At 70.9% G+C, this 19,687-nt stretch carries 17 protein-coding genes; 7 read left to right on the top strand and 10 right to left on the bottom strand.

What is annotated here, in order from left to right; all coding sequences use genetic code 11:
• Positions 1 to 148 precede the first annotated feature (148 nt).
• Complete coding sequence (locus O3597_RS24920; protein WP_164448773.1) at positions 149 to 1,462, top strand: PLP-dependent aminotransferase family protein; 1,314 nt, start codon at positions 149 to 151, stop codon at positions 1,460 to 1,462.
• An 8-nt stretch (positions 1,463 to 1,470) separates the two neighbouring features.
• Complete coding sequence (locus O3597_RS24915; RefSeq protein ID WP_281602541.1) at positions 1,471 to 2,460, top strand: D-alanine--D-alanine ligase; 990 nt, start codon at positions 1,471 to 1,473, stop codon at positions 2,458 to 2,460.
• Positions 2,461 to 2,722: 262 nt separating this feature from the next.
• On the opposite strand, the gene O3597_RS24910 is transcribed toward O3597_RS24915, so the two are convergent.
• The 9 genes from O3597_RS24910 to rpmH form a co-directional block, all read right to left on the bottom strand.
• The gene (locus O3597_RS24910) at positions 2,723 to 3,619 is read right to left on the bottom strand and encodes a hypothetical protein (RefSeq protein ID WP_235944981.1); all 897 of its coding nucleotides are present in this window, start codon (positions 3,617 to 3,619) and stop codon (positions 2,723 to 2,725) included.
• 2,218 nt (positions 3,620 to 5,837) lie between these two features.
• A complete protein-coding gene (locus O3597_RS24905; RefSeq protein ID WP_164448770.1) occupies positions 5,838 to 6,842 on the bottom strand; it encodes a ParB/RepB/Spo0J family partition protein in 1,005 nt (334 codons plus the stop codon).
• Between the two features lie 27 nt (positions 6,843 to 6,869).
• Complete coding sequence (locus O3597_RS24900) at positions 6,870 to 8,153, bottom strand: AAA family ATPase (protein ID WP_281602540.1); 1,284 nt, start codon at positions 8,151 to 8,153, stop codon at positions 6,870 to 6,872.
• 348 nt (positions 8,154 to 8,501) lie between these two features.
• On the bottom strand, positions 8,502 to 9,182 hold the full coding sequence (rsmG, locus tag O3597_RS24895; protein ID WP_166458925.1) for a 16S rRNA (guanine(527)-N(7))-methyltransferase RsmG: 681 nt from the start codon (positions 9,180 to 9,182) through the stop codon (positions 8,502 to 8,504).
• A gap of 111 nt (positions 9,183 to 9,293) precedes the next feature.
• Entirely contained in the window at positions 9,294 to 9,881 is a 588-nt protein-coding gene (locus O3597_RS24890) for a R3H domain-containing nucleic acid-binding protein (protein ID WP_281602539.1), read from the bottom strand.
• 213 nt (positions 9,882 to 10,094) lie between these two features.
• Positions 10,095 to 11,084, bottom strand: a complete 990-nt coding sequence (gene yidC, locus O3597_RS24885) for a membrane protein insertase YidC (protein ID WP_281602538.1) — start codon at positions 11,082 to 11,084, stop codon at positions 10,095 to 10,097.
• A 3-nt stretch (positions 11,085 to 11,087) separates the two neighbouring features.
• Positions 11,088 to 11,375 (bottom strand): membrane protein insertion efficiency factor YidD, encoded by a 288-nt coding sequence (gene yidD / locus O3597_RS24880; RefSeq protein WP_164448765.1) that lies wholly within the window; start codon positions 11,373 to 11,375, stop codon positions 11,088 to 11,090.
• Complete coding sequence (rnpA, locus tag O3597_RS24875) at positions 11,372 to 11,785, bottom strand: ribonuclease P protein component (RefSeq protein ID WP_281602537.1); 414 nt, start codon at positions 11,783 to 11,785, stop codon at positions 11,372 to 11,374. Before rnpA ends, yidD begins: the two co-directional genes overlap by 4 nt.
• A gap of 34 nt (positions 11,786 to 11,819) precedes the next feature.
• On the bottom strand, positions 11,820 to 11,957 hold the full coding sequence (gene rpmH / locus O3597_RS24870) for a 50S ribosomal protein L34 (protein ID WP_013736606.1): 138 nt from the start codon (positions 11,955 to 11,957) through the stop codon (positions 11,820 to 11,822).
• A 619-nt stretch (positions 11,958 to 12,576) separates the two neighbouring features.
• Between rpmH and dnaA the strand changes: the two genes are divergently transcribed.
• The 5 genes from dnaA to O3597_RS24845 all read left to right on the top strand — a co-directional run bounded on the left by dnaA (position 12,577) and on the right by O3597_RS24845 (position 19,057).
• Positions 12,577 to 14,385 (top strand): chromosomal replication initiator protein DnaA, encoded by a 1,809-nt coding sequence (gene dnaA / locus O3597_RS24865; protein ID WP_281602536.1) that lies wholly within the window; start codon positions 12,577 to 12,579, stop codon positions 14,383 to 14,385.
• 777 nt (positions 14,386 to 15,162) lie between these two features.
• Positions 15,163 to 16,296, top strand: coding sequence for a DNA polymerase III subunit beta (gene dnaN, locus O3597_RS24860; protein WP_164448762.1), 1,134 nt, complete (start codon positions 15,163 to 15,165; stop codon positions 16,294 to 16,296).
• A gap of 38 nt (positions 16,297 to 16,334) precedes the next feature.
• Entirely contained in the window at positions 16,335 to 17,207 is an 873-nt protein-coding gene (gnd, locus tag O3597_RS24855; protein ID WP_164448761.1) for a phosphogluconate dehydrogenase (NAD(+)-dependent, decarboxylating), read from the top strand.
• Positions 17,208 to 17,223: 16 nt separating this feature from the next.
• The gene (gene recF, locus O3597_RS24850) at positions 17,224 to 18,357 is read left to right on the top strand and encodes a DNA replication/repair protein RecF (RefSeq protein WP_164448760.1); all 1,134 of its coding nucleotides are present in this window, start codon (positions 17,224 to 17,226) and stop codon (positions 18,355 to 18,357) included.
• 172 nt (positions 18,358 to 18,529) lie between these two features.
• Positions 18,530 to 19,057, top strand: a complete 528-nt coding sequence (locus O3597_RS24845) for a DciA family protein (protein WP_281604631.1) — start codon at positions 18,530 to 18,532, stop codon at positions 19,055 to 19,057.
• Between the two features lie 31 nt (positions 19,058 to 19,088).
• Here the strand turns inward: O3597_RS24845 and O3597_RS24840 are convergent, their stop codons facing one another.
• Positions 19,089 to 19,670: a hypothetical protein gene (locus O3597_RS24840; RefSeq protein ID WP_164448759.1), complete on the bottom strand. Its 582-nt coding sequence runs from the start codon at positions 19,668 to 19,670 to the stop codon at positions 19,089 to 19,091.
• Between the last annotated feature and the right edge of the window lie 17 nt (positions 19,671 to 19,687).

The raw sequence follows: 19,687 nt of genomic DNA, 5'->3' as shown, positions 1-19,687 counted from the left end.
GGTCCGGGATGTGGACGCACGAATAATCAGGGGCGCATAGGGGTGTGCAAGGCGGCTACGATCGACATTCGGCGCGCCGTACGCCATGGTCGCCGGTGTCCTGGGTATCCGGGACCGGAGCCGTCCGAGCAGCCATCGAGGTGATGTGATGACCGGCACGACACTCGACGACTACACCGACCGGTACGCCCGCCGGGTGCGGGGCATGACGGCGTCGGAGATCAGGGCCCTGTTCGCCGTCGCCAGCCGACCGGAGGTCGTCTCCCTCGCCGGTGGCGCGCCGTACATCGCCGCACTGCCGCTGGATGCCGTCGGCGAGATGCTCGGTCGGCTCGGCGCCGAGCACGGCAGCACCACCCTGCAGTACGGCATCGGTCAGGGCACCCTGGAGCTGCGTGAGCGGATCTGCGAGGTGATGGCCCTCTCCGGCATCGACGCCGCCTGTGGTGCCTCCCCGGAGGACGTGGTGGTGACCGTCGGTGGGCAGCAGGCGCTCGACCTGGTGGCCCGTCTCTTCCTGGACCCGGGTGACGTGGTGCTCGCCGAGGGGCCGACCTACGTCGGCGCACTCGGGGTGTTCCAGGCCGCCCAGGCGCAGGTCGTGCACGTGCCGATGGACGACGACGGGTTGATCCCGGCCGCGCTGGAACTCGCCATCGCGGAGCAGGCCCGGGCCGGACGGCGGGTCAAGTTCCTCTACACCATCCCCACCTTCCAGAACCCGACCGGCGTGACGCTCACCGAGCAGCGGCGGGAACAGGTCCTCGACATCTGCGAGCGCGCCGGGCTGCTGGTGGTCGAGGACGACCCGTACGGCCAGTTGGGCTTCGAGAGCGAGGCACCCGCGCCGCTGCGGGCGCGGCGGCGGGACGGGGTCTTCTACCTCAGCACCTTCTCCAAGACGTTCGCGCCGGGGCTGCGGGTCGGCTGGATCCTCGCGCCACACGCGGTGCGTGACAAGCTGGTGATCGCCAGCGAGGCACAGATTCTCTGTCCCAGCGCGTACGCGCAGGCCGCCGTCAGCACGTACCTCGGCACCATGCCCTGGCGCGAGCAGCTGAAGGTCTACCGGGAGGTCTACCGGGAGCGGCGGGACGCGATGCTCACGGCACTTGAGGACCTGATGCCGGCCGGCACCCGCTGGACCGTGCCCGGCGGCGGGCTGTTCGTCTGGGCCACGCTGCCCGACGGGCTGGACTCGAAGGCAATGATGCCCCGGGCCATCGCCGCGCGGGTCGCGTACGTGCCCGGCACCGGTTTCTACGCCGACGGCAGCGGCAACGGTCACATGCGGCTGAACTTCTCGTTCCCGCCACCGGAGCGGATCCGGGAGGGCGTCCGCCGGTTGGCCAGCGTGATGGAACAGGACATCGCCATGCGGCGGGTGTTCGGTGCGGTGGGCGGGGCCGGCGCCCGGCGAGGCAGGACCGGCTGGGACGCGCCAGGACCAGACTTGGCATGATGCCCGGCATGGGTGTCACCGCTGCCGAAGAACCCGCCGTGTCGGGCCCCGAAACCACCGATCTCCACGTGCTGGTGCTCGCCGGTGGCCTGTCGTACGAGCGTGACGTGTCGCTGCGCTCGGGCCGCCGGGTGCTCGACGCGCTGCGCGCCGTCGGGATGCAGGCCGAACTGCGCGACGCCGACGTCGCCCTCCTGCCGGCCCTTGTCGCTGATCCGCCCGACGCCGTGGTGATCGCCCTGCACGGCGCCACCGGCGAGGACGGGTCGTTGCGCGGGGTGCTGGATCTGTGCGGCGTGCCGTACGTCGGCTGTGACGCCCGGGCGTCCCGTCTCGCCTGGGACAAGCCGTCGGCGAAGGCCGTGCTCCGGGAGGCCGGCATCGCCACTCCCGACTGGGTCGCTCTGCCACACGACCGGTTCAGCGAACTCGGCGCGGTGGCCGTGCTGGACCGCATCGTCGACCGGTTGGGGCTGCCGCTCATGGTGAAGCCGGCCCAGGGCGGTTCCGGACTGGGCGCCGCCGTGGTCCGGGATGCGGCGTCGCTGCCGGCTGCCATGGTGGGTTGTTTCGCGTACGACTCGACGGCGCTCGTCGAGCGATACGTTCCCGGCATGGACGTGGCCGTCTCCGTCGTCGACCTCGGCGACGGCCCGCAGGCGCTACCGGCGGTGGAGATCGTGCCCCGCAACGGGGTGTACGACTACGCGGCCCGTTACACCGCGGGCCGGACGACCTGGCACACCCCGGCCCGCCTGGAGCCCACGGTCGCCGAATCGGTGGCCCAGGTCGCCCTGGCCGCCCACACCGCCCTCGGCCTGCGTGACCTCAGTCGGGTCGACCTGATCGTCGACTCGACCGGTCAGCCACACGTGCTCGAGGTCAACGTCTCGCCGGGCATGACCGAGACGTCGCTGTTGCCGCTCGCGGTACAGGCCGCCGGTCTCGACTTCGGCGGCATGATCGGCAACCTGGTCGCCCGCGCCGCGGCCCGCTGATTCCCCCACCCGGCAGGCCGCCCACCGTCTGAACTCGGGTCCCCGTCCGCAAGGAGCGGCGGAGTCGACTCGGCGGTCCCCGCCGCGCTGGCCCACAAGGCCGTCGGTGACGGCGTCATCGCCTCCCGGCCGCAGTGTCGATGCGGTCGCGGGTGCGGGGGCAGTGCCGGTCCGACGCCGTCGTGCACCAGCCGGATCGCCGGCGGACCTGGGGCTCATTCGGGTGCCGGAGGTGCCGAGGTGCGGCACGGTCCCTCCGGCCCTATCGCTGCCCGCCCCCGGAGCCCGGCTTACCGGATGACGCCGGCCGGCCAACGTCCGGGGTTTCCGCCTGAGCGTGCTCCGGCTCCGCCGCATCGACTCTGCGTCCGCTGCCAGTGCCTGCGGGGCTCTCGGTGTCTGCGGTGGTCTCGCTGGATGCAGGGCTCTCGGTGTCCGGGGTGGTTTCGGCGGCTGGGGCGGTCTCGGTGCCCGGGGTGGTATCGAGCTGCGAGACCTCTCTGACGTTCCCGGACTTCGACCCTGGGACTGTGGCCCCGGAAACCGGCTGCGTCGTTCGTTCAGGGCGAGCCGCCTCGGCCGCGTCCGCTCCCGTCTCCCGCTGCGGTGTCGCGTCGCTCGCCGCGTCCGGTGCCGCGTCGCTCGCAGGAACCGCAACCGGCGCGTCTGGCGACTCCGCGCTGACACCAGCGCCCGGAGTATCGGGTGGCTCGGCCGTCTCGCCGATGGCGTCCAGCAGCGACCCTCCCTCTGCCGGCTTCGTCTCGGTCGGCGAGGCCGACTGCGCGGCCAGACTGGACGGCGCCTGCCACTGGATGCGGGGCGGTTCGGCTAGTGGCCGCCCACCGAACTCGGCGAGCCAGGCCGCCACGAGCGCGAGGTTCTCCCGCCACTGCTCCTCGGAGATCGGCGGCAGAATCGAGTCCCAGAGCGAGAGGAAGGTGCCACGGAGCTGGAGCCGACCGTACGGTCGGGCGAGGAACCACATGTGGAGGTGGGCGGACCCGTCGCCCCACCGGTTGACGTGGACGCGCGCCACGCCGTCCAGCGACCGGATGGCCCGTTCGAGCCGTACCGTCATCACGCCCAACTCGGCGGCGAGCAGGTTCGGTAGGTCACCGAGGTCGAGGTGCGACCGCGACTCCAGAATGAGGACCATGGGCAGCCCGGTCGGTCGATCCATGGCCCGCACGCGCCATCGTTCACCGACCCAGATGTAGGCCTCGTCGGGCGCCTGGCAGGCAGTGCATTCCCGGTGAGCCTCACCCTTGCGCGGTGGCTCGACAGGGACCGGGTCGGCGAGTGGCTTGACCCGGAGGTCACCTTCGAACGGGAAGGACGGCCACTGGGTGAAGTCCGGGACTGAGGGAGGGGTGTCGTGCACGACGCTGACCCTAACCGAGTCTGGGACCAGTGTCCCTACCCGAATCGGGTTCGACTCTTAGGCGGGCTCGAATGGCGGGACCGAACCGCCGAACGGTTCTCCCCAGAGTTATCCACAGGCGGCCGGGTAACGGCATCCCTACCGATGTCCCCGTTCGACAAGGGGTTTCGGCCTGTGTTTCACGTGAAACGGCTCGGCCCTGTGGACAACTGATGTGGATAACAATGACGCCGCGCAGTCCCGGCGTGGCCGGCAGTGGGTAGGCCGGGCGACCGGTCGGGCGCCGCGCCAGTGAAGCCGGGCCGCTCCACTGTTTCACGTGAAACAGTGGAGCGCCGATGGGCAGGGCGTGGGCAGACTGACACCGCTGGCCGCGCTCGTGAACCATCCCGCCGTTCAGCGACCGAGTTCCTGACTTGGGCCAACACCCGGCTCACCCGCGGGTTGAATGGCCACTTGACGTCCGGCGCCCTCTCCGCCTTCCTGGGCGGCGCCACCGGGCGGACCTCGGCTACCGCCGGGACCGGGGGTGACGGGTCGCGGAACACGTCTCAGGCGTATGAGCGTCCGGGCAGGGCGCTCAGCGGGAAGGCCGGCGGCCAGACGGCGGGCGACTCCCCCGCAGGGGCGGCCGAGCAGACACCGATGGGATGGCTGGAGGCCCCTGCGGAACATCCACGGGTAAGGCGGGGACGGTCCGGCGGGCTGTCAGCGGACAGGCGGTGAGGGTCTGCCCGACTGGGCACCCTCTTGGCCGTTGGCCCATACCAGTTGCCGGCACCCGTAGGCGCCGACCGAGCGTCGACAGCGTGAGTCCGTCGGCCAACTTGCGCGGCACTCGCCTGGCTGCCGGTGTCGGGTCGATCCCCGCCTGTCCGCTGACGGTCGTCGGGTGTCGGGTCGATCCGAGGCACACCTGGCGACGCCTCGTCGTTAAGCGGCGGACTCCCGGCTGGGCCGGAGCCGTTTCACGTGAAACGCCACCGCTTCGGCACCTGCCGGCTACCCGGGCACCGCTGCGAAAGCCCACCGGGCGGCGGACCTGGCCGGGATTCTGCTCCGGCTTCGGCCGAGCGGTATCCCTGCCTCGAACCACCCGGTGGTCGGCAGGATCACCCGTGTCTCGTCCGCCCCGATTCGACGCCTGCCCGTTCGCAACGGTCCACCGTGGCAGCCGTCCGCGACGGCACCAAGCGAGGACGGGCAGCCCTCGTTGGTCAGCGAGCCGGCACCACGTAGCGGTCCTGGCGATCCAGTGCTCGACGGCAGCCCGACGCCGAAGAACCGCCGCGAGCACCTCCGCTCGATGTCGGACCCCGGCTGCCGGTCACAGCTTGCGGTATGTCGCGCCGTAGCTCCGGTCCAAGGGTCCGACATGCCGTAAGTCGGAGAATGCCCGGCGACTGACGCTGCGACCTCCACCCGTCGCCCCGGGAGCCGGATCAGGGCACCGCAGCGGCGTCGCGCCGACCGAGGCAACAACCGACACGCCACCGCCGAGAGAGCGCCGTCTTCGCCGTCGTTGACCTGCCTCCGCAGGCTGATGGCCAGGGGGCGCCGAAGATGTCGCCGACGGAAGCGGGAGTAGTCGCTCCAGTTCATGCCGAACTGGAAACCGCCGGGCCGGTGCTGCTGCTCGCCCTCGCCGATCGGTGACTGGTGTGGCGCCCAGGAACGTTCCACCGGGATCGCCGCGCACGGCCGGCAACCGGCGGCTACCTGATACGCAGCGGCGGCCTACCTGACACGCAGCTCGGACGGCCACCGGCGGCCTACCTGACACACACCAGCCGCGTGGCGTCGTCGGCCAGAATCAACCGCCACCGCTTCACTGAACGCCGTCCGGCCGCGCAACCGATCGGGGCCGGCGAGCGGGCGGGCACTAAGCAGTTGACGGCTGACTGAGGCGGGACCGGTAGTGCGCGCTGCGGCTGCCGAGACGACAAGGCCGCCTCGTCAGGTGCCTGGCGAGGCGGCCTTGTCGATTCGTGGATCAGTCTTCCGACTCTTCGCGCTCCACTCCGATGATGCCGACGATTCGCTCCAGGTCGTCGACGGTCGCGAACTCGATCGTGATCTTGCCCTTGCTCCGCCCGATGTCCACCTTCACCCGGGTGTCGAACCGGTCGGAGAGGCGGTCGGCGAGATCGGTGAGCGCGGGCGCGTGTGGCTTCGGGCGGCGCTTCGCCGACTCCTTCTTGCCCGGCCCGTCGTTGAGGGCGAGCGCGACGATCTCCTCTGTCGCCCGGACCGACAGGCCCTCGGCGACGATCCGAAGTGCCAGTTGCTCCTGGGTCTCCGGATCCTCCAGGCTCAGCAGCGCCCGGGCGTGCCCGGCGGACAGGACACCGGCGGCGACGCGGCGCTGTACCGGGGCCGGCAGGTTCATCAGCCGGATGGTGTTCGAGATCTGCGGCCGACTGCGACCGATGCGCCGGGCGAGTTCCTCGTGGGTGGCCCCGAACTCCTCCAGCAGCTGCTGGTAGGCGGCCGCCTCCTCCAGCGGATTGAGGTTCGCCCGGTGGATGTTCTCCAGCAGCGCGTCCCGCAGCATCGCGTCGTCTCGGGTGTCGCGCACGATCGCCGGGATGTGCTCCCGGCCGACCGCCTGGGCGGCTCGCCACCGGCGCTCGCCCATGACGAGCTCGAACTTCTCGCCGTCGAGTTGCCGCACCACGATCGGCTGAAGAAAGCCGACCTCCTGGATGGAGGTCTTCAACTCCTCCAGGGCCTCCTCGTCGAAGACCTGGCGAGGCTGCTTCGGGTTGGGCACGATCGAGTCGACCGGGATCTCCGCGAAGCGGGCGCCGGGCACCGGGCTCAGGGTCGCCTCAGGTTCGATCGGCGGGGCCGACACCGGCATTACGGTCGGTGCCGCAACGGCCGTCGACCCACCCGTTCCCCCGGTCAGGGTGCCAGCGCCAGCGTCCGGCGCCGGCCCGGTCGGAATGAGCGCCCCCAGGCCCCGCCCCAGACCGCCCCGTGGACGGTTCTTCATGCCACGCCTCCCAGCGCCTCGTACGCACTACGCATTCCGGCTCACCGGCTCCTTGACGCCCCGCTCGGCGATCTCCTGCGCGGCCTCGAAGTAGCTCGTCGCGCCCCGCGAACCGGGATCGTAGGTCATCACCGACTGGCCGTAGCTGGGCGCCTCGGAGACCCGCACGTTACGCGGGATCACCGCCTCGAGCACCTTGTCTCCGAAGTGGTTCCGGACGTCCTGCTCGACCGCGTCGGCGAGCCGGGTACGGCGGTCGTACATGGTGAGCAGGATCGTGGAGACCTCAAGCTGCGGGTTGAGGTGCTGACGAACCAGGTTGATGTTGTTGATGAGCTGATTGAGCCCTTCGAGCGCGTAGTACTCACACTGGATAGGTATGAGCACCTCCTGCGCTGCCACCAACGCGTTGACGGTCAACAGACCGAGCGAGGGCGGGCAGTCGATGAACACGTAGTCGAAGTGCCCCGGGTAGGCGGTGATGGCGCGGTCCAACCGCGACTCACGGGCCACCACGGAGACCAGCTCGATCTCGGCACCGGCGAGATCGATGGTGGCCGGCACACACCAGAGGTTGGGAATGCCCTCCACCGCCTGGGTCACGTCCTCCAGCGGCACACTGTTGATCAGGCAGTCGTAGACGTCGGGCACGCCGGTGTGGTGTGGCACGTTCAGCCCGGTCGAGGCGTTGCCCTGCGGGTCGAGGTCGACCACGAGCACCCGGTTGCCATGCAGGGCCAGCGCCACCGCGAGGTTGACCGTGGTCGTGGTCTTACCTACGCCGCCCTTCTGGTTCGCGACGCACATGACCCGGGTCCGGTCGGGCCGAGGCATGGTCACCTCGCCACTGGGATTCAGGATCTGCACGGCGCGCATCGCCTCCATAGCCAACGGTGGGTCATCCTCTTCGCGCGTCGGGGTTTCACGTAAAACGTACGCGGCCTCGGTCGCGGCTGTTGCGTAGGAACCATCCGCAGGTGCGGGCGTGTCGGAAGCCGGTCGAGGATCCGGCACCATCGCGGAGGTCGGGGGGTTTGCCGCCGCCGCCTCGAACCGTGCGGAGGCGGAGGTGTTCCGGCGAATCGGAATCACCCGCGCGTCCGGGGACGCGTTGATCGGGCGACCACTCGCGTCCGCTCCCTCGCCGGCCCCCGACCACGGAACACCCGACGTCGGCGCGTTACGACCGGGTTCGGGTGGGCTCTGCGACACCTCGGAGGGCCGCCAGTTCGGATATTCGGTTTCACGTGAAACAGGGTCACCCGGTGACCCGGTCACGCGCGGATCGTCGTACCTGCCGTCGTCATGCACCTGTCATCCCTGCCCGCTTCGGATGGTCGGTCCGCACCCGTCAACCGGGCCACTCGCGTGCTCTCCGCAGAGGTACCGCCCGGCGGGAGCGGTCGGGCCCCGGAGGGAAATCCATCGCCGCCCGCTCCACACTATCGACGCGCGGCCAGCCTACGGCGCACGGGCGCGGCCGGTCCACGTCGGGTTCGTAACCCGCCGGTCGCATGTTGCCCGGGGAACCGGCCATGACCGCCCCGAAACCCCGCCCCACACGACGGGGACGGCGTGAAGACGCACGTCAGCAGCAGGAACGACGATCCGAAGTCAGCTGCGACAGCCGCAGCACCAGAGGCCAGGTCCCGACCCGGCTCACCGGCGACGCGAACGCGACTTCCTCGACGAGGTACGGGGAGCCGGACCGGCGGTCCGTTCCCGGACGATCTCGACCACGGTGGTCGGCGGATCCACCACGCCCGCACCACATCGGTGCAAGACGGGTCGACCACCACCGAGGCGGTGCACCGCCTCGGCATGCTCGGCGATCTCCTCCGCCGCGGAGGCACCCTTCAGGGCGAGCAGTCGACCACCCACCCCGGTCAGCGGCAGGCACCAACTCGCCAGCCGGTCCAGCGGCGCCACCGCCCGGGCGGTGACCACCTCGCCCGGCACGGCATCCGCCCTCCCGACGGCCTCCTCGGCCCGGCCGCGAAACACCCGCACCGAGTCGGTCAGTCCGAGCGCCTCCACCGCCTCCTCCAGGAAGGCGGTACGGCGAGCCAGCGGCTCGATGAGGGTCACCGCCAGGTCGGGCCGGGCGATGGCGAGCACCAGACCGGGCAGCCCGGCACCCGATCCCACGTCCAGCACGCTGGCGCGCGGCGGGATCAGCTCGGCCACCGTCGCGCAGTTCAGCAGGTGACGGTCCCAGATCCGGGGTGCCTCGCGGGGGCCGATCAGCCCGCGCACCACACCGTCGGTCGCGAGCAGCTCGGCGTACGCGGCCGCGACGTCGAGGCGTACGCCGAACAGCTGGCGAGCCGCCGGGGCCAGTTCGGGCGGTAGCACGGCAGTGCTGGGGTCCGGCGGGACAGCCGGCGGCCCGGGCGGCGTACCACCCGGGCCGGACGCGGCGCTGCCGCTGGCTTGCTGTCGAGTCACCCGTCAGTCCGCGGGACGGACGACGATGCGCCGGCTGGGCTCGACGCCCTCGGACTCGCTCTCCACCCCGTCGATCGCGTTGACCACATCGTGAACGCACTTGCGCTCGAAGGCCGACATCGGCTCCAGCCGCACCGGCTCCCCGTGCTCCTTGACCTTCTCGACGGCGTTGCGGGCAACCGCCGCCAGTTCCTTCCGCCGGTTGGCGCGGTACCCGCCCACGTCGAGCAGCAGGCGGCTCGGTGCGCCGGTCTGCCGGAACACCGCGAGCCGGGCCAGTTCCTGAAGTGCCTCCAGAGTGGCGCCGCGCTGGCCGACGAGGTTCTGCAGGCGTCCGCCGACGACCTCGACCACCGGGCGGCCGCCCGACACCAGTTCGTCGATGTCGCCGTCGTAGTCGAGGATGTCGAGCAGCCCCTCCACGTAGTCGGCCGCGATCTCGCTCTGCCGGAACAGGTCACTCTCGCCGGCGGTCTTGCTCGGTGCCGCTTCGGCGTCGGTCTCCTCCGGCTCGCCCCCGACCGGAGCCGCCGCGGTCGGCTCCTCGTCGTCCAGGGGCTGGTCGGCGCGGGGGATGCTGGTGTCGGTCACGGTGTCATCTCCGTACTCGCTCGGCCGGACCTCGGGTCCGCTGGTTTCCCGCGGCCGGCGGGACGTCGCCGGTGCCCGCGGGCACGTCTGTAGGGGCAGTCTCGCCCGTCCGCCACCGCACGGGTGACGCTTCGCGCACCGGCGCCGGCCATACGGCGGCCGCACGGCGTGCAACGGGCCGCCACCGGTCTCCCGGCGGCGGCCCGGACGTATTCAGCCCTGCCGCTTGGCGGGGCGGCCCTTCTTCGGGTTGACCGGCTTGGCACCCGGCTTCGGGCCGGCGATCTTCGGCGCGGCCGGCGGCGGCGGTGCCGGGGTCGGCTTGCTCCGGCCGAACAACCCGCTGGTCTTTGCCGGCTGTGCGCCGTTACGCGCCGAGGTGCCCGGCTTTGCGCTGGTCGCGGTCACCGGCGGCGGGAACTTGCGCAGCACCCACTGCTGCTGCCCGAGCGTGAACAGGTTGTTGGTGACCCAGTAGATGATCACACCGATCGGGAAGATGGCGCCGGAAACCAGCAGGGACAGCGGGATGCCGTAGAGCATCAGGCGCTGGATCATGCGCTGCTGTGGGTCCTCCGCCCAACCCGTCTTGAGGATCATCTGGCGGCTGGTGAGGTAGGTGGTGCCCATCATCACCAGCACCAGGACACCGGCCATGATCTTCACGACGGTGCCGTTGGCACCGAGCTGTGCCAGCTCCGCCGCGGTCGAGCCGAACTTGCTGGCGATCGGGGCGGTGAACAGGGTCGCGTCCGAGGCGCTGTTGAACTGGTCGACCGTCCAGCCGTAGATGTCCTTGTTGTTCTTCGCCGGGTCCGGGTTCAGGCGACGCAGCACGTGGAAGAGGCCGAGGAAGACCGGGATCTGGAGGAACATCGGAAGGCAGCCCATGAGCGGGTTGGCCTTTTCCTTCCGGTAGAGCTCCATCATCTCCTTCTGGAGCGTCTCCCGGTCACCCTTGTGCTTCTCCTGGAGGGCCTTGACCTGCGGCTGGAGCGCCTGCATCGCCCGCTGCGACTTGATCTGCTTGACGAAGACCGGGAACAGGATGACCCGGACCGTGACTACCAGGAAGACGATGGCGAGGATCCACGCCCAGTTGGTGCCGAGGACCGCGCCGTCCGGAATGCCGATGGCGTCCCAGGCCGAGTGCCAGGCCAGCAGGATCCACGAGATCGCGTAGTAGATCCAGTCGAGACTCAATTCTCAGGCTCCAGTCACGTCGGCAGGTCGACGGTCGCCCGGCTCCGGAACCGGGTCGTATCCGCCAGGATGGAATGGGTGACAGCGCGACAGCCGCCGGACCGTCAGACCGGCTCCCCGGAGCGCACCGTGCCGGGCCACGGCCTCCAGGGCGTAGGCGCTGCACGACGGGTAGAACCGACAGCGGGCCGGCAACGCCGGGCTTATCCACCGACGGTACGCGATGATGGGCAGGGTCAGCACCCGGGCACCGGGCGTAGCCGGGCCGGACGGCGTCTGCTCGGCACTCATCGGGGCCGCCGTCTCCGACCGGCCCGGGCGGCCTCGAGCGCCGCGTCCAGGTCGGCGCCGAGTCGCTGGTAGGTGGCGTCGGCCGCAGCCGGCAGGGCGCGTACCACGAGGGTGCTTCCGGCCGGCAGGTCGACGAGGCGTTCGCGGGTCAGATGCCGCAACCGGCGGCGGACCCGGTTGCGGACCACCGCCGGTCCGACCGCCTTGGAAACGACGAAGCCGGCGCGGGACACTGGCGTGGAGTCTGCCTCCGCGCTGTCCCGCGCCGGCTTCGGCGCTGCGTTGTCGGATCCGGTTGTGCCCGGCACGGTCAGATGGACGGCCACGGCACCGCGACCGGCTCGACGACCACCACGAACCGCTGCGGCGAAGTCGCTGCTGCGCCGCAGTCGTTGGGCGGCCGCCAGCACGACGTCACGTCCTCCGGAGCGGACCTGACCGGCCTCAGGCCGACAGGCGGGCGCGGCCCTTGGCGCGACGGGTCGAGATGATGGCGCGGCCGGCCCGGGTGCGCATGCGCAGCCGGAAGCCGTGGGTCTTCGCGCGCCGGCGGTTGTTCGGCTGGTAGGTGCGCTTGCTCACGTCAGGCTCTCCGTTGTCGGACGCCCCGGACGAGTGGATCGCCGGGTCGTGGTGGTCCGGGCCGCCGCTGCGGCAGCCCCGATCGGTGCTGCCCTGCGGTGCGTGACCTCGGTTGTGCGGTGCGCGACCGCGGGCAGCGAGCACCCATCACCCTAGCAGAGGGCGTGAGAGCAGCCCCTCCAGCCTAGGCCGGGGGGGCAATCAGCGTCAAACCCGGTCACGGCGGCGGTGAGCTGCGACGGGAGACGACCGAAGCGGCGGTTTTCACGGATGCCGACAGGGGCGACCCGCGCTGGCGGTTGAAGACGCGGCGACAACGCTGTTACCGTGCCCGATTGCGGTCAGCGTCGGAGTTTCGCCGATGTCGCCGGCAGGCAAGACCGGACACGGTGGTGAATCGTTCGGCACGGTGAACCCCGCTTCAGTGCCCGGCCACGGCAGGGGGCAGGTCCGACCCGCGATCGGCGGGCGGCCACAATCGGTCGGTACACAGGCTGTGGATAACTTGTGGAGAACGACCGGGTGCGGCGATCGGGTGGGTGGCGTCATCTCGCCCGCCGGTATCGGGCCACCGGAAGACGGCGGCGTCCGGGAGCAGAGGCGAGGGGGTGGCACGACGGTGGCCGGTACGACCGACCTTGCCGCGGTGTGGACGGCGACGACCGACGAACTCGCTGACGAGATCATTTCCGCGCAACAGCGGGCATACCTGCGGCTGACTCGCCTGCGTGCGATCGTCGAGGACACCGTCCTGCTCTCCGTGCCGGACGCCTTCACCCGGGACGTGATCGAGTCCCGGCTGCGCCCGGCCATCACCGAGGCGTTGACCCGCCGGCTGGGCCGACCGGTCCAGGTCGCCGTCACCGTCCGGGTACCGGAGGATGGCCGGGCCACCGGCACCGTCTACCGCAGCACTCCGGAATCGGACCCGATGGACCACGGTGCCGGCGAGTCGGCCGACCGGTCGACCGGTCCCGACAGCGGACGGCAGCTCCCACTGATTCCCGAGCAGCCCCACCCGGGCCGGTTCGACCGGCCGGCACCGCCGGACGCACCACCCGTCGAGGACGATTCCCGTACCGCTGGCCCCGGCGGACAGGAGAGCCTCTTCGGTGCCGGGTTCGGCGAGCCCGTCCCACCGGCGGAGAGCACAGGACGGCGCGCGTCGGAGCGGTTGGGCTTCGCCGATCAGGGTGGACACCTGGACCGAGGGACCACCGGCCCGCGCGGGTACGCGTCCCGCTACGGCGACGACTCCGGCGTTTCGCCCCGCGACCAGCACGTGATTCGGGCCATGCCGGCCGACGGCGCCACCGACAGCGGACCCGGCCGCGGCGGTCCGGATCACCGACCGGTCGGCCGAGACGATCGGCGACTGCCCACCGGCGCGGACAGTGGCGGCAACCGGCTCAACCCGAAGTACATGTTCGAGACGTTCGTCATCGGGTCGTCCAACCGCTTCGCGCACGCCGCCTCCGTAGCGGTGGCCGAGTCACCGGCGAAGGCTTACAACCCGCTGTTCATCTACGGCAGCTCGGGACTGGGCAAGACCCACCTGCTGCACGCGATCGGCCACTACGCCACCACGCTGGGCAACGCCCGCTCGGTCCGGTACGTCTCCACCGAGGAATTCACGAACGACTTCATCAACTCGCTGCGGGACGACAAGACCAGTGCCTTCCAACGCCGCTACCGCGACGTCGACATCCTGCTGATCGACGACATCCAGTTCCTGGAGAACCGCGAGCGGACCCAGGAGGAGTTCTTCCACACGTTCAACACCCTGCACAACGCCAACAAGCAGATCGTGATCACCTCAGATCGCTCGCCCAAGCAGCTGGCGACGCTGGAGGACCGGCTGCGGACCCGGTTCGAGTGGGGCCTGCTCGCCGACATCCAGCCACCGGATCTGGAGACGCGGATCGCGATCCTGCAGAAGAAGGCCGCACAGGAGAGACTCTTCGCCCCACCGGACGTGCTGGAGTTCATCGCCTCCCGGGTGTCGAACTCGATCCGGGAACTGGAGGGGGCGCTGATCCGGGTCACCGCGTTCGCCAGCCTGACCCGGTCGAACGTGGAACTGTCGCTGGCCGAGGAGGTGCTACGGGACTTCATCCCGGACGGCACCGGGCCGGAGATCACCGCCGACCAGATCATGGTCTCCACCGCCGACTACTTCGGCGTCAGCCTGGAGGACCTGCGCGGGCACTCCCGGTCGCGGGTGCTGGTGAACGCCCGCCAGGTCGCCATGTACCTGTGTCGCGAGCTGACCGACCTGTCGCTGCCCCGGATCGGCCAGGCCTTCGGTGGGCGCGACCACACCACCGTGATGCACGCCGACCGCAAGATCCGCCAGCAGATGGCCGAACGGCGCTCGCTCTACAACCAGATCGCCGAGCTGACCAACCGGATCAAGCAGAACACCTGAGGGGTACGCCCCCCGCACGACCACGGTGAGGGTCCGGCCGATCACGGTCGGACCCTTCTTCGTGCTCACCGGGTTGACCCTCGACGAGGTATAGGCCACACGATCGAAGGCGTGTCCACACCGCGCGCCACTCGTTGTCCACAGCTTGTTGTCCACCGTCGGTGGATGAACACGCGCCGTCAACACCCAGTTACCCACAGCCTGTGGAGAAACCCTGGGGACAATGCTGTGGACCGCTGTGGACGCCTGGGGACAACCACCGCCGTTGTCCACCGCCGACCGGTCGCCTGTGGGGAAGCTGTTGAAGGTTCTGGGGATGACGGCGGACGAGACGCGCGCGGCGATCCACAGGTCTGGGGAGAAAGTCGGTGGATTACCGGTGGACAACCGGTGGACGACGGTGGACAACCGTGTGCACGGGAGCCACCTGTGGATCGCCAGGCGGGTTTTACCCCCGCTCATCCACAACGAACCCACCTGTGGAGAACGCACCTGACCTGCCCGTACTCGGGTTCTCCACAGTTTGCACAGGTGCGATGAAGACGATGAGTTATCTCTTCTGAAAGAACAAAAACCAATCATCACCGTTGGACTTCCTGTGGATCGGTCGACAGCTGCCGGGACAGACCCGTCAGCAGTGACACGAACCATGGGGTCGGACACACAGCCGATACGCTCGCGCCCTAAGGTGCGAGGGGTACCCGCACGCCAGGCGGGTCGGTGGGCAGCGTCCGGCATGAGAGAGTTGACGACGTCGACGTCGACGCGGAGGCATTGATGAAGTTCCGAGTGGAGCGCGACGCGCTCGCCGAGGCCGTGGCCTGGACCGCGAAGAGCCTGCCCAACCGGCCGTCCGTACCGGTGCTGGCCGGGGTGCTGCTGCGGGTCACCGAGGGCAGCCTGCAGGTCTCCGGCTTCGACTACGAGGTCAGTAGCCAGGTGACCGTCGAGGTGCAGGGCGACGCCGACGGCGCCGCGCTGGTCTCCGGGCGGCTGCTCGCCGAGATCACCAAGGCGTTACCCGCCAAGCCCGTCGACATCGCCGCCGTCGGCGCGCATCTCGAACTGGTCTGTGGCAGCGCCCGGTTCACCCTGCCCACCATGCCGGTGGAGGATTACCCCACCCTGCCCGAGATGCCGGCCAGCGCCGGCACCGTCGATGCGGCGGCGTTCGCCGCGGCGGTGGCACAGGTGGCGGTCGCCGCGAGCCGCGACGAGACGCTGCCGATGATGACCGGCGTACGCATCGAACTGTCCGGCGGCAACCTGGCCATGCTCGCCACCGACCGGTACCGGCTGGCCCTGCGCGAGATGGAGTGGAACCCGGACGACCCGGAGATCAGCCTCAACGCGTTGGTCCCCGCCCGGACGCTCAACGACACCGCCAAGACCCTCGGCCCCCTCGGCGGCCAGGTCGTCCTGGCGCTGTCCCAGGGCGCCGCCGGCGAAGGCATGATCGGTTTCTCCGGTGGCACCCGACGCACCACCAGCCGGCTGCTCGACGGCGCCAACTACCCGCCGGTCCGCTCGCTCTTCCCGGCCAGCCACAACGCCGAGGCACGGGTGCCGGTCAGCACCCTCATCGAGGTCGTCAAGCGGGTCGCCCTGGTCGCCGAACGCGCCACCCCCGTGCTGCTCAGCTTCAGCGCCGACGGGCTGGTGGTGGAGGCCGGCGGCACCGAGGAGGCCCGGGCCAGCGAGGCCATGGAGGCCAGCTTCACCGGCGAACCGCTGACCATCGGTTTCAACCCGCAGTACCTCATCGACGGGTTGTCCAACCTCGGCACCCAGTTCGCCGTGCTGCACTTCGTCGACGCCTTCAAGCCTGCGGTCATTTCTCCCGCCGGGGAGGATGGCGAGCTCATCGGTGGGTACCGGTACCTCATCATGCCGATCCGCGTGTCCCGCTGACCGGCAGAGCCAACCGCACCCACGAAAGGTCACCAGAGATGCAGCTCGGCCTGGTAGGACTCGGCCGGATGGGCGGCAACATGCGCGAACGGCTGCGCACCGCCGGTCACGAGGTGGTCGGTCTCGACCACAACCTGGAACGCAGCGATGTCGCCAGCATGGCTGAACTGGCCGAGAAGCTGGACGCGCCACGGGCGGTCTGGGTGATGGTGCCCGCCGCCGTCACCGACGCCACCATCGACGAGGTGGCCGCCGTGCTCGACGAGGGCGACCTCATCATCGACGGCGGCAACTCGCGGTTCAGCGAGGACGCCCTGCGGGCGGAGCGGCTGCACGAACGCGGCATCGGCTACGTCGACGTGGGCGTCTCCGGCGGGGTGTGGGGCCGGCAGAACGGCTACGGCCTGATGGTCGGCGGCGCACAGGACCACGTCGACCGGCTCATGCCGATCTTCGACGCGCTCAAGCCCGACGGCGACTACGGCTTCGTGCACGCCGGGCCGGTCGGCGCCGGCCACTACGCCAAGATGGTGCACAACGGCATCGAGTACGGCCTGATGCACGCCTACGCCGAGGGCTACGAGCTGATGTCCGCCTCCGAACTGGTCACGAACGTGCCCGGTGTGATCAAGTCCTGGCGCGAGGGCACCGTGGTCCGCTCCTGGCTGCTGGACCTGCTCGACCGGGCCCTCGACGAGGACCCCGAGCTGACCCAGCTCAGCGACTACACCGAGGACACCGGCGAGGGGCGCTGGACGGTGGACGAGGCGGTCCGGCTCGCCGTGCCGCTGAACGTCATCACCGCCTCGCTGTTCGCCCGGTTCTCCTCCCGGCAGGAGGACTCTCCGGCGCTCAAGGCCGTCTCCGCACTGCGGCAGCAGTTCGGCGGGCACGCCGTACGCAAGCCCTGACCGGCGCCGCGGCCCCGTGTACGTCCGCCGGCTCGAACTTGTCGACTTCCGCTCCTACGAGCGGATCGACGTCGACCTCGAACCGGGCCCGAACGTCCTGATCGGCGCCAACGGCGTCGGCAAGACGAACCTGGTGGAGGCGCTGGGCTACGTCGCGACACTCGACTCCCACCGCGTCGCCACCGACGCCCCGCTGGTGCGGATGGGCGCCGCCGCCGCGGTGATCCGCTGCGCGGTGGTGCACGACGGCCGCGAACTCCTGGTGGAGCTGGAGATCGTCCCGGGCAAGGCCAACCGGGCCCGCCTCGGCCGCTCCCCGGCCCGCCGGGCCCGCGACGTGCTGGGCGCGCTACGGCTGGTCCTGTTCGCCCCGGAAGACCTCGAACTGGTCCGGGGCGACCCGGCGGAGCGCCGCCGCTACCTTGACGACCTGCTGGTGCTGCGCCAACCCCGCTACGCCGGGGTGCGCGCCGACTACGAGCGGGTGGTCAAACAACGCAACGCGCTGCTGCGCACCGCGTACCTCGCCCGAAAGACCGGCGGATCGCGGGGCGGCGACCTGTCCACCCTCGCCGTCTGGGACACCCACCTGGCCCGGCACGGCGCCGAGCTGCTCGCCGGGCGGCTGGAACTGGTCGCCGCCCTCGCGCCCCACGTGACCAAGGCGTACGACGCGGTGGCCGCGGGCCGGGGCGCGGCGGGAATCAGCTACCGGCCCTCGGTGGACCTCGTCGAACCGACCACCGACCGGGACGCCCTCGCGGCGGTGCTCACCAGCGCGTTGGCGGAGTCCCGCCCCGCCGAGATCGAACGTGGCACCACCCTGGTCGGCCCACACCGCGACGACCTCACCCTCACCCTCGGCCCGCTGCCGGCCAAGGGCTACGCCAGCCACGGCGAATCCTGGTCGTACGCGCTGGCGTTGCGGCTGGCCGGCTACGACCTGCTGCGCGACGACGGCATCGAGCCGGTCCTGGTGCTCGACGACGTCTTCGCCGAACTGGACGCCGGCCGGCGGGACCGGCTCGCCGAACTGGTCGGCGGCGCCAGTCAACTGCTGGTGACCTGTGCGGTCGCCGACGACGTGCCAGCCGCCCTGCGGGGCGCCCGGTACGAGGTGACGGAGGGGGCGGTACGTCGTGCCGACTGAACCACCGCAGCCGGACAGCGCGCCCCCGGGGCAGCCGCGTGGGTCGACTGGGCGACGCGGTGCGCGTACCGCGGGAAAGGGCGGCACCGGCGACGGCGGCCGAACCGACAAGCCCGCCGGCCGCCCGACGGAGCCGACAGCCGCAGCGCCCACGGCGGCGTCCGGCGACACCGTGCCGGTGACCGACGGCGGCGAGGGTGCCACCGGGCCGCAGTTGGCCCGCGCGGTGCTGGACGCGGCGAAGGCGCGGCGCGAAGCCGCCGGCCGTCCCCGGCGGCGCACCGCGACCGGTGCCGGCGACGGTGAGCGTCGGCTGCGCGGCTACTCCGGCCCCGGCCCGGACCCCCGCGATCCGCAACCCCTCGGTGCCGTGCTCAACCGGCTGGTGAAGGCCCGGGGTTGGCAACAGCCGGCCGCCGAGGCCACCGTCTTCGGTGCCTGGGAACGGGTCGTCGGCGCGGAGGTCGCCCAGCACAGCCGGCCGGTGAAGCTGGAGAACGGCGAACTGACCGTCGAGGCCCGCTCCACGGCCTGGGCGACGCAGCTACGGCTGCTCGCCGGCTCGCTGTTGCAGCAGATCGCCCGCGAGATCGGCCACAACGTGGTTCGCAAACTTCACATTCACGGCCCGGCGGCGCCCTCCTGGTCACGTGGCCCGCGCCGGGTACGTGGCCGGGGCCCCCGCGACACCTACGGCTGACCGGCCAGCCCGCCCGGTGCCGGCGCGACCGCTACGACTGCGCCGCCCGGCGAGGTGCCGCCGACTCGGCGTAGATGGCGAAGCCGTTGTCGGCGCAGCGCCGGTAGAAGGCGGCGAGCACGCTCAGCTCCGCGCAGGTGAAGGTCCACTGGGGCGCGGCACCGCTGTCGTCGCGCAGCGCGTCCAGCCGGCTGTCCAGCCACCGCAGCTGCTGCTCGGCCAGGCGACCGTCGGCCAGCAGCGAGCGCAGCACCGTACCCACCGAGTCGAAGGTGACCGCCTCACCGTGCGGACGGTGCGCGGCGACGAAACGTTCGATGCCGCCCGCGATCCAACCGCACCCGTCCGGGTCGATCACCGGATCCTCGTCCTCAGCGGCCGCGTCTGTGGCGTACAGCACACCATCGAGGCCGAGGATCAGATCCACCACCTCGGTGTACGCGGTGGCCCGGACCGTGCCTGTCTTCGCGATCAGCTCGGCGAGCGCGGCGGTCGGCGCCGAGATTCCCGGCACCTCGACGATGTCGCCGAAGTCGACGAACTCGGCCGGCGCGACCGGGTCGTAGAAGCGGCCGGTCCGCGGCCACTGAACCGCGACGTTGTCCAGCCCCATCTGGTGTCACCTCTCAA

Source organism: Verrucosispora sp. WMMA2044, assembly GCF_027497155.1.
Classification (GTDB): domain Bacteria; phylum Actinomycetota; class Actinomycetes; order Mycobacteriales; family Micromonosporaceae; genus Micromonospora; species Micromonospora palythoicola.
Note: the sequence above shows the minus strand (reverse complement) of the source record. Positions and strands in the feature narration are given on the sequence as shown.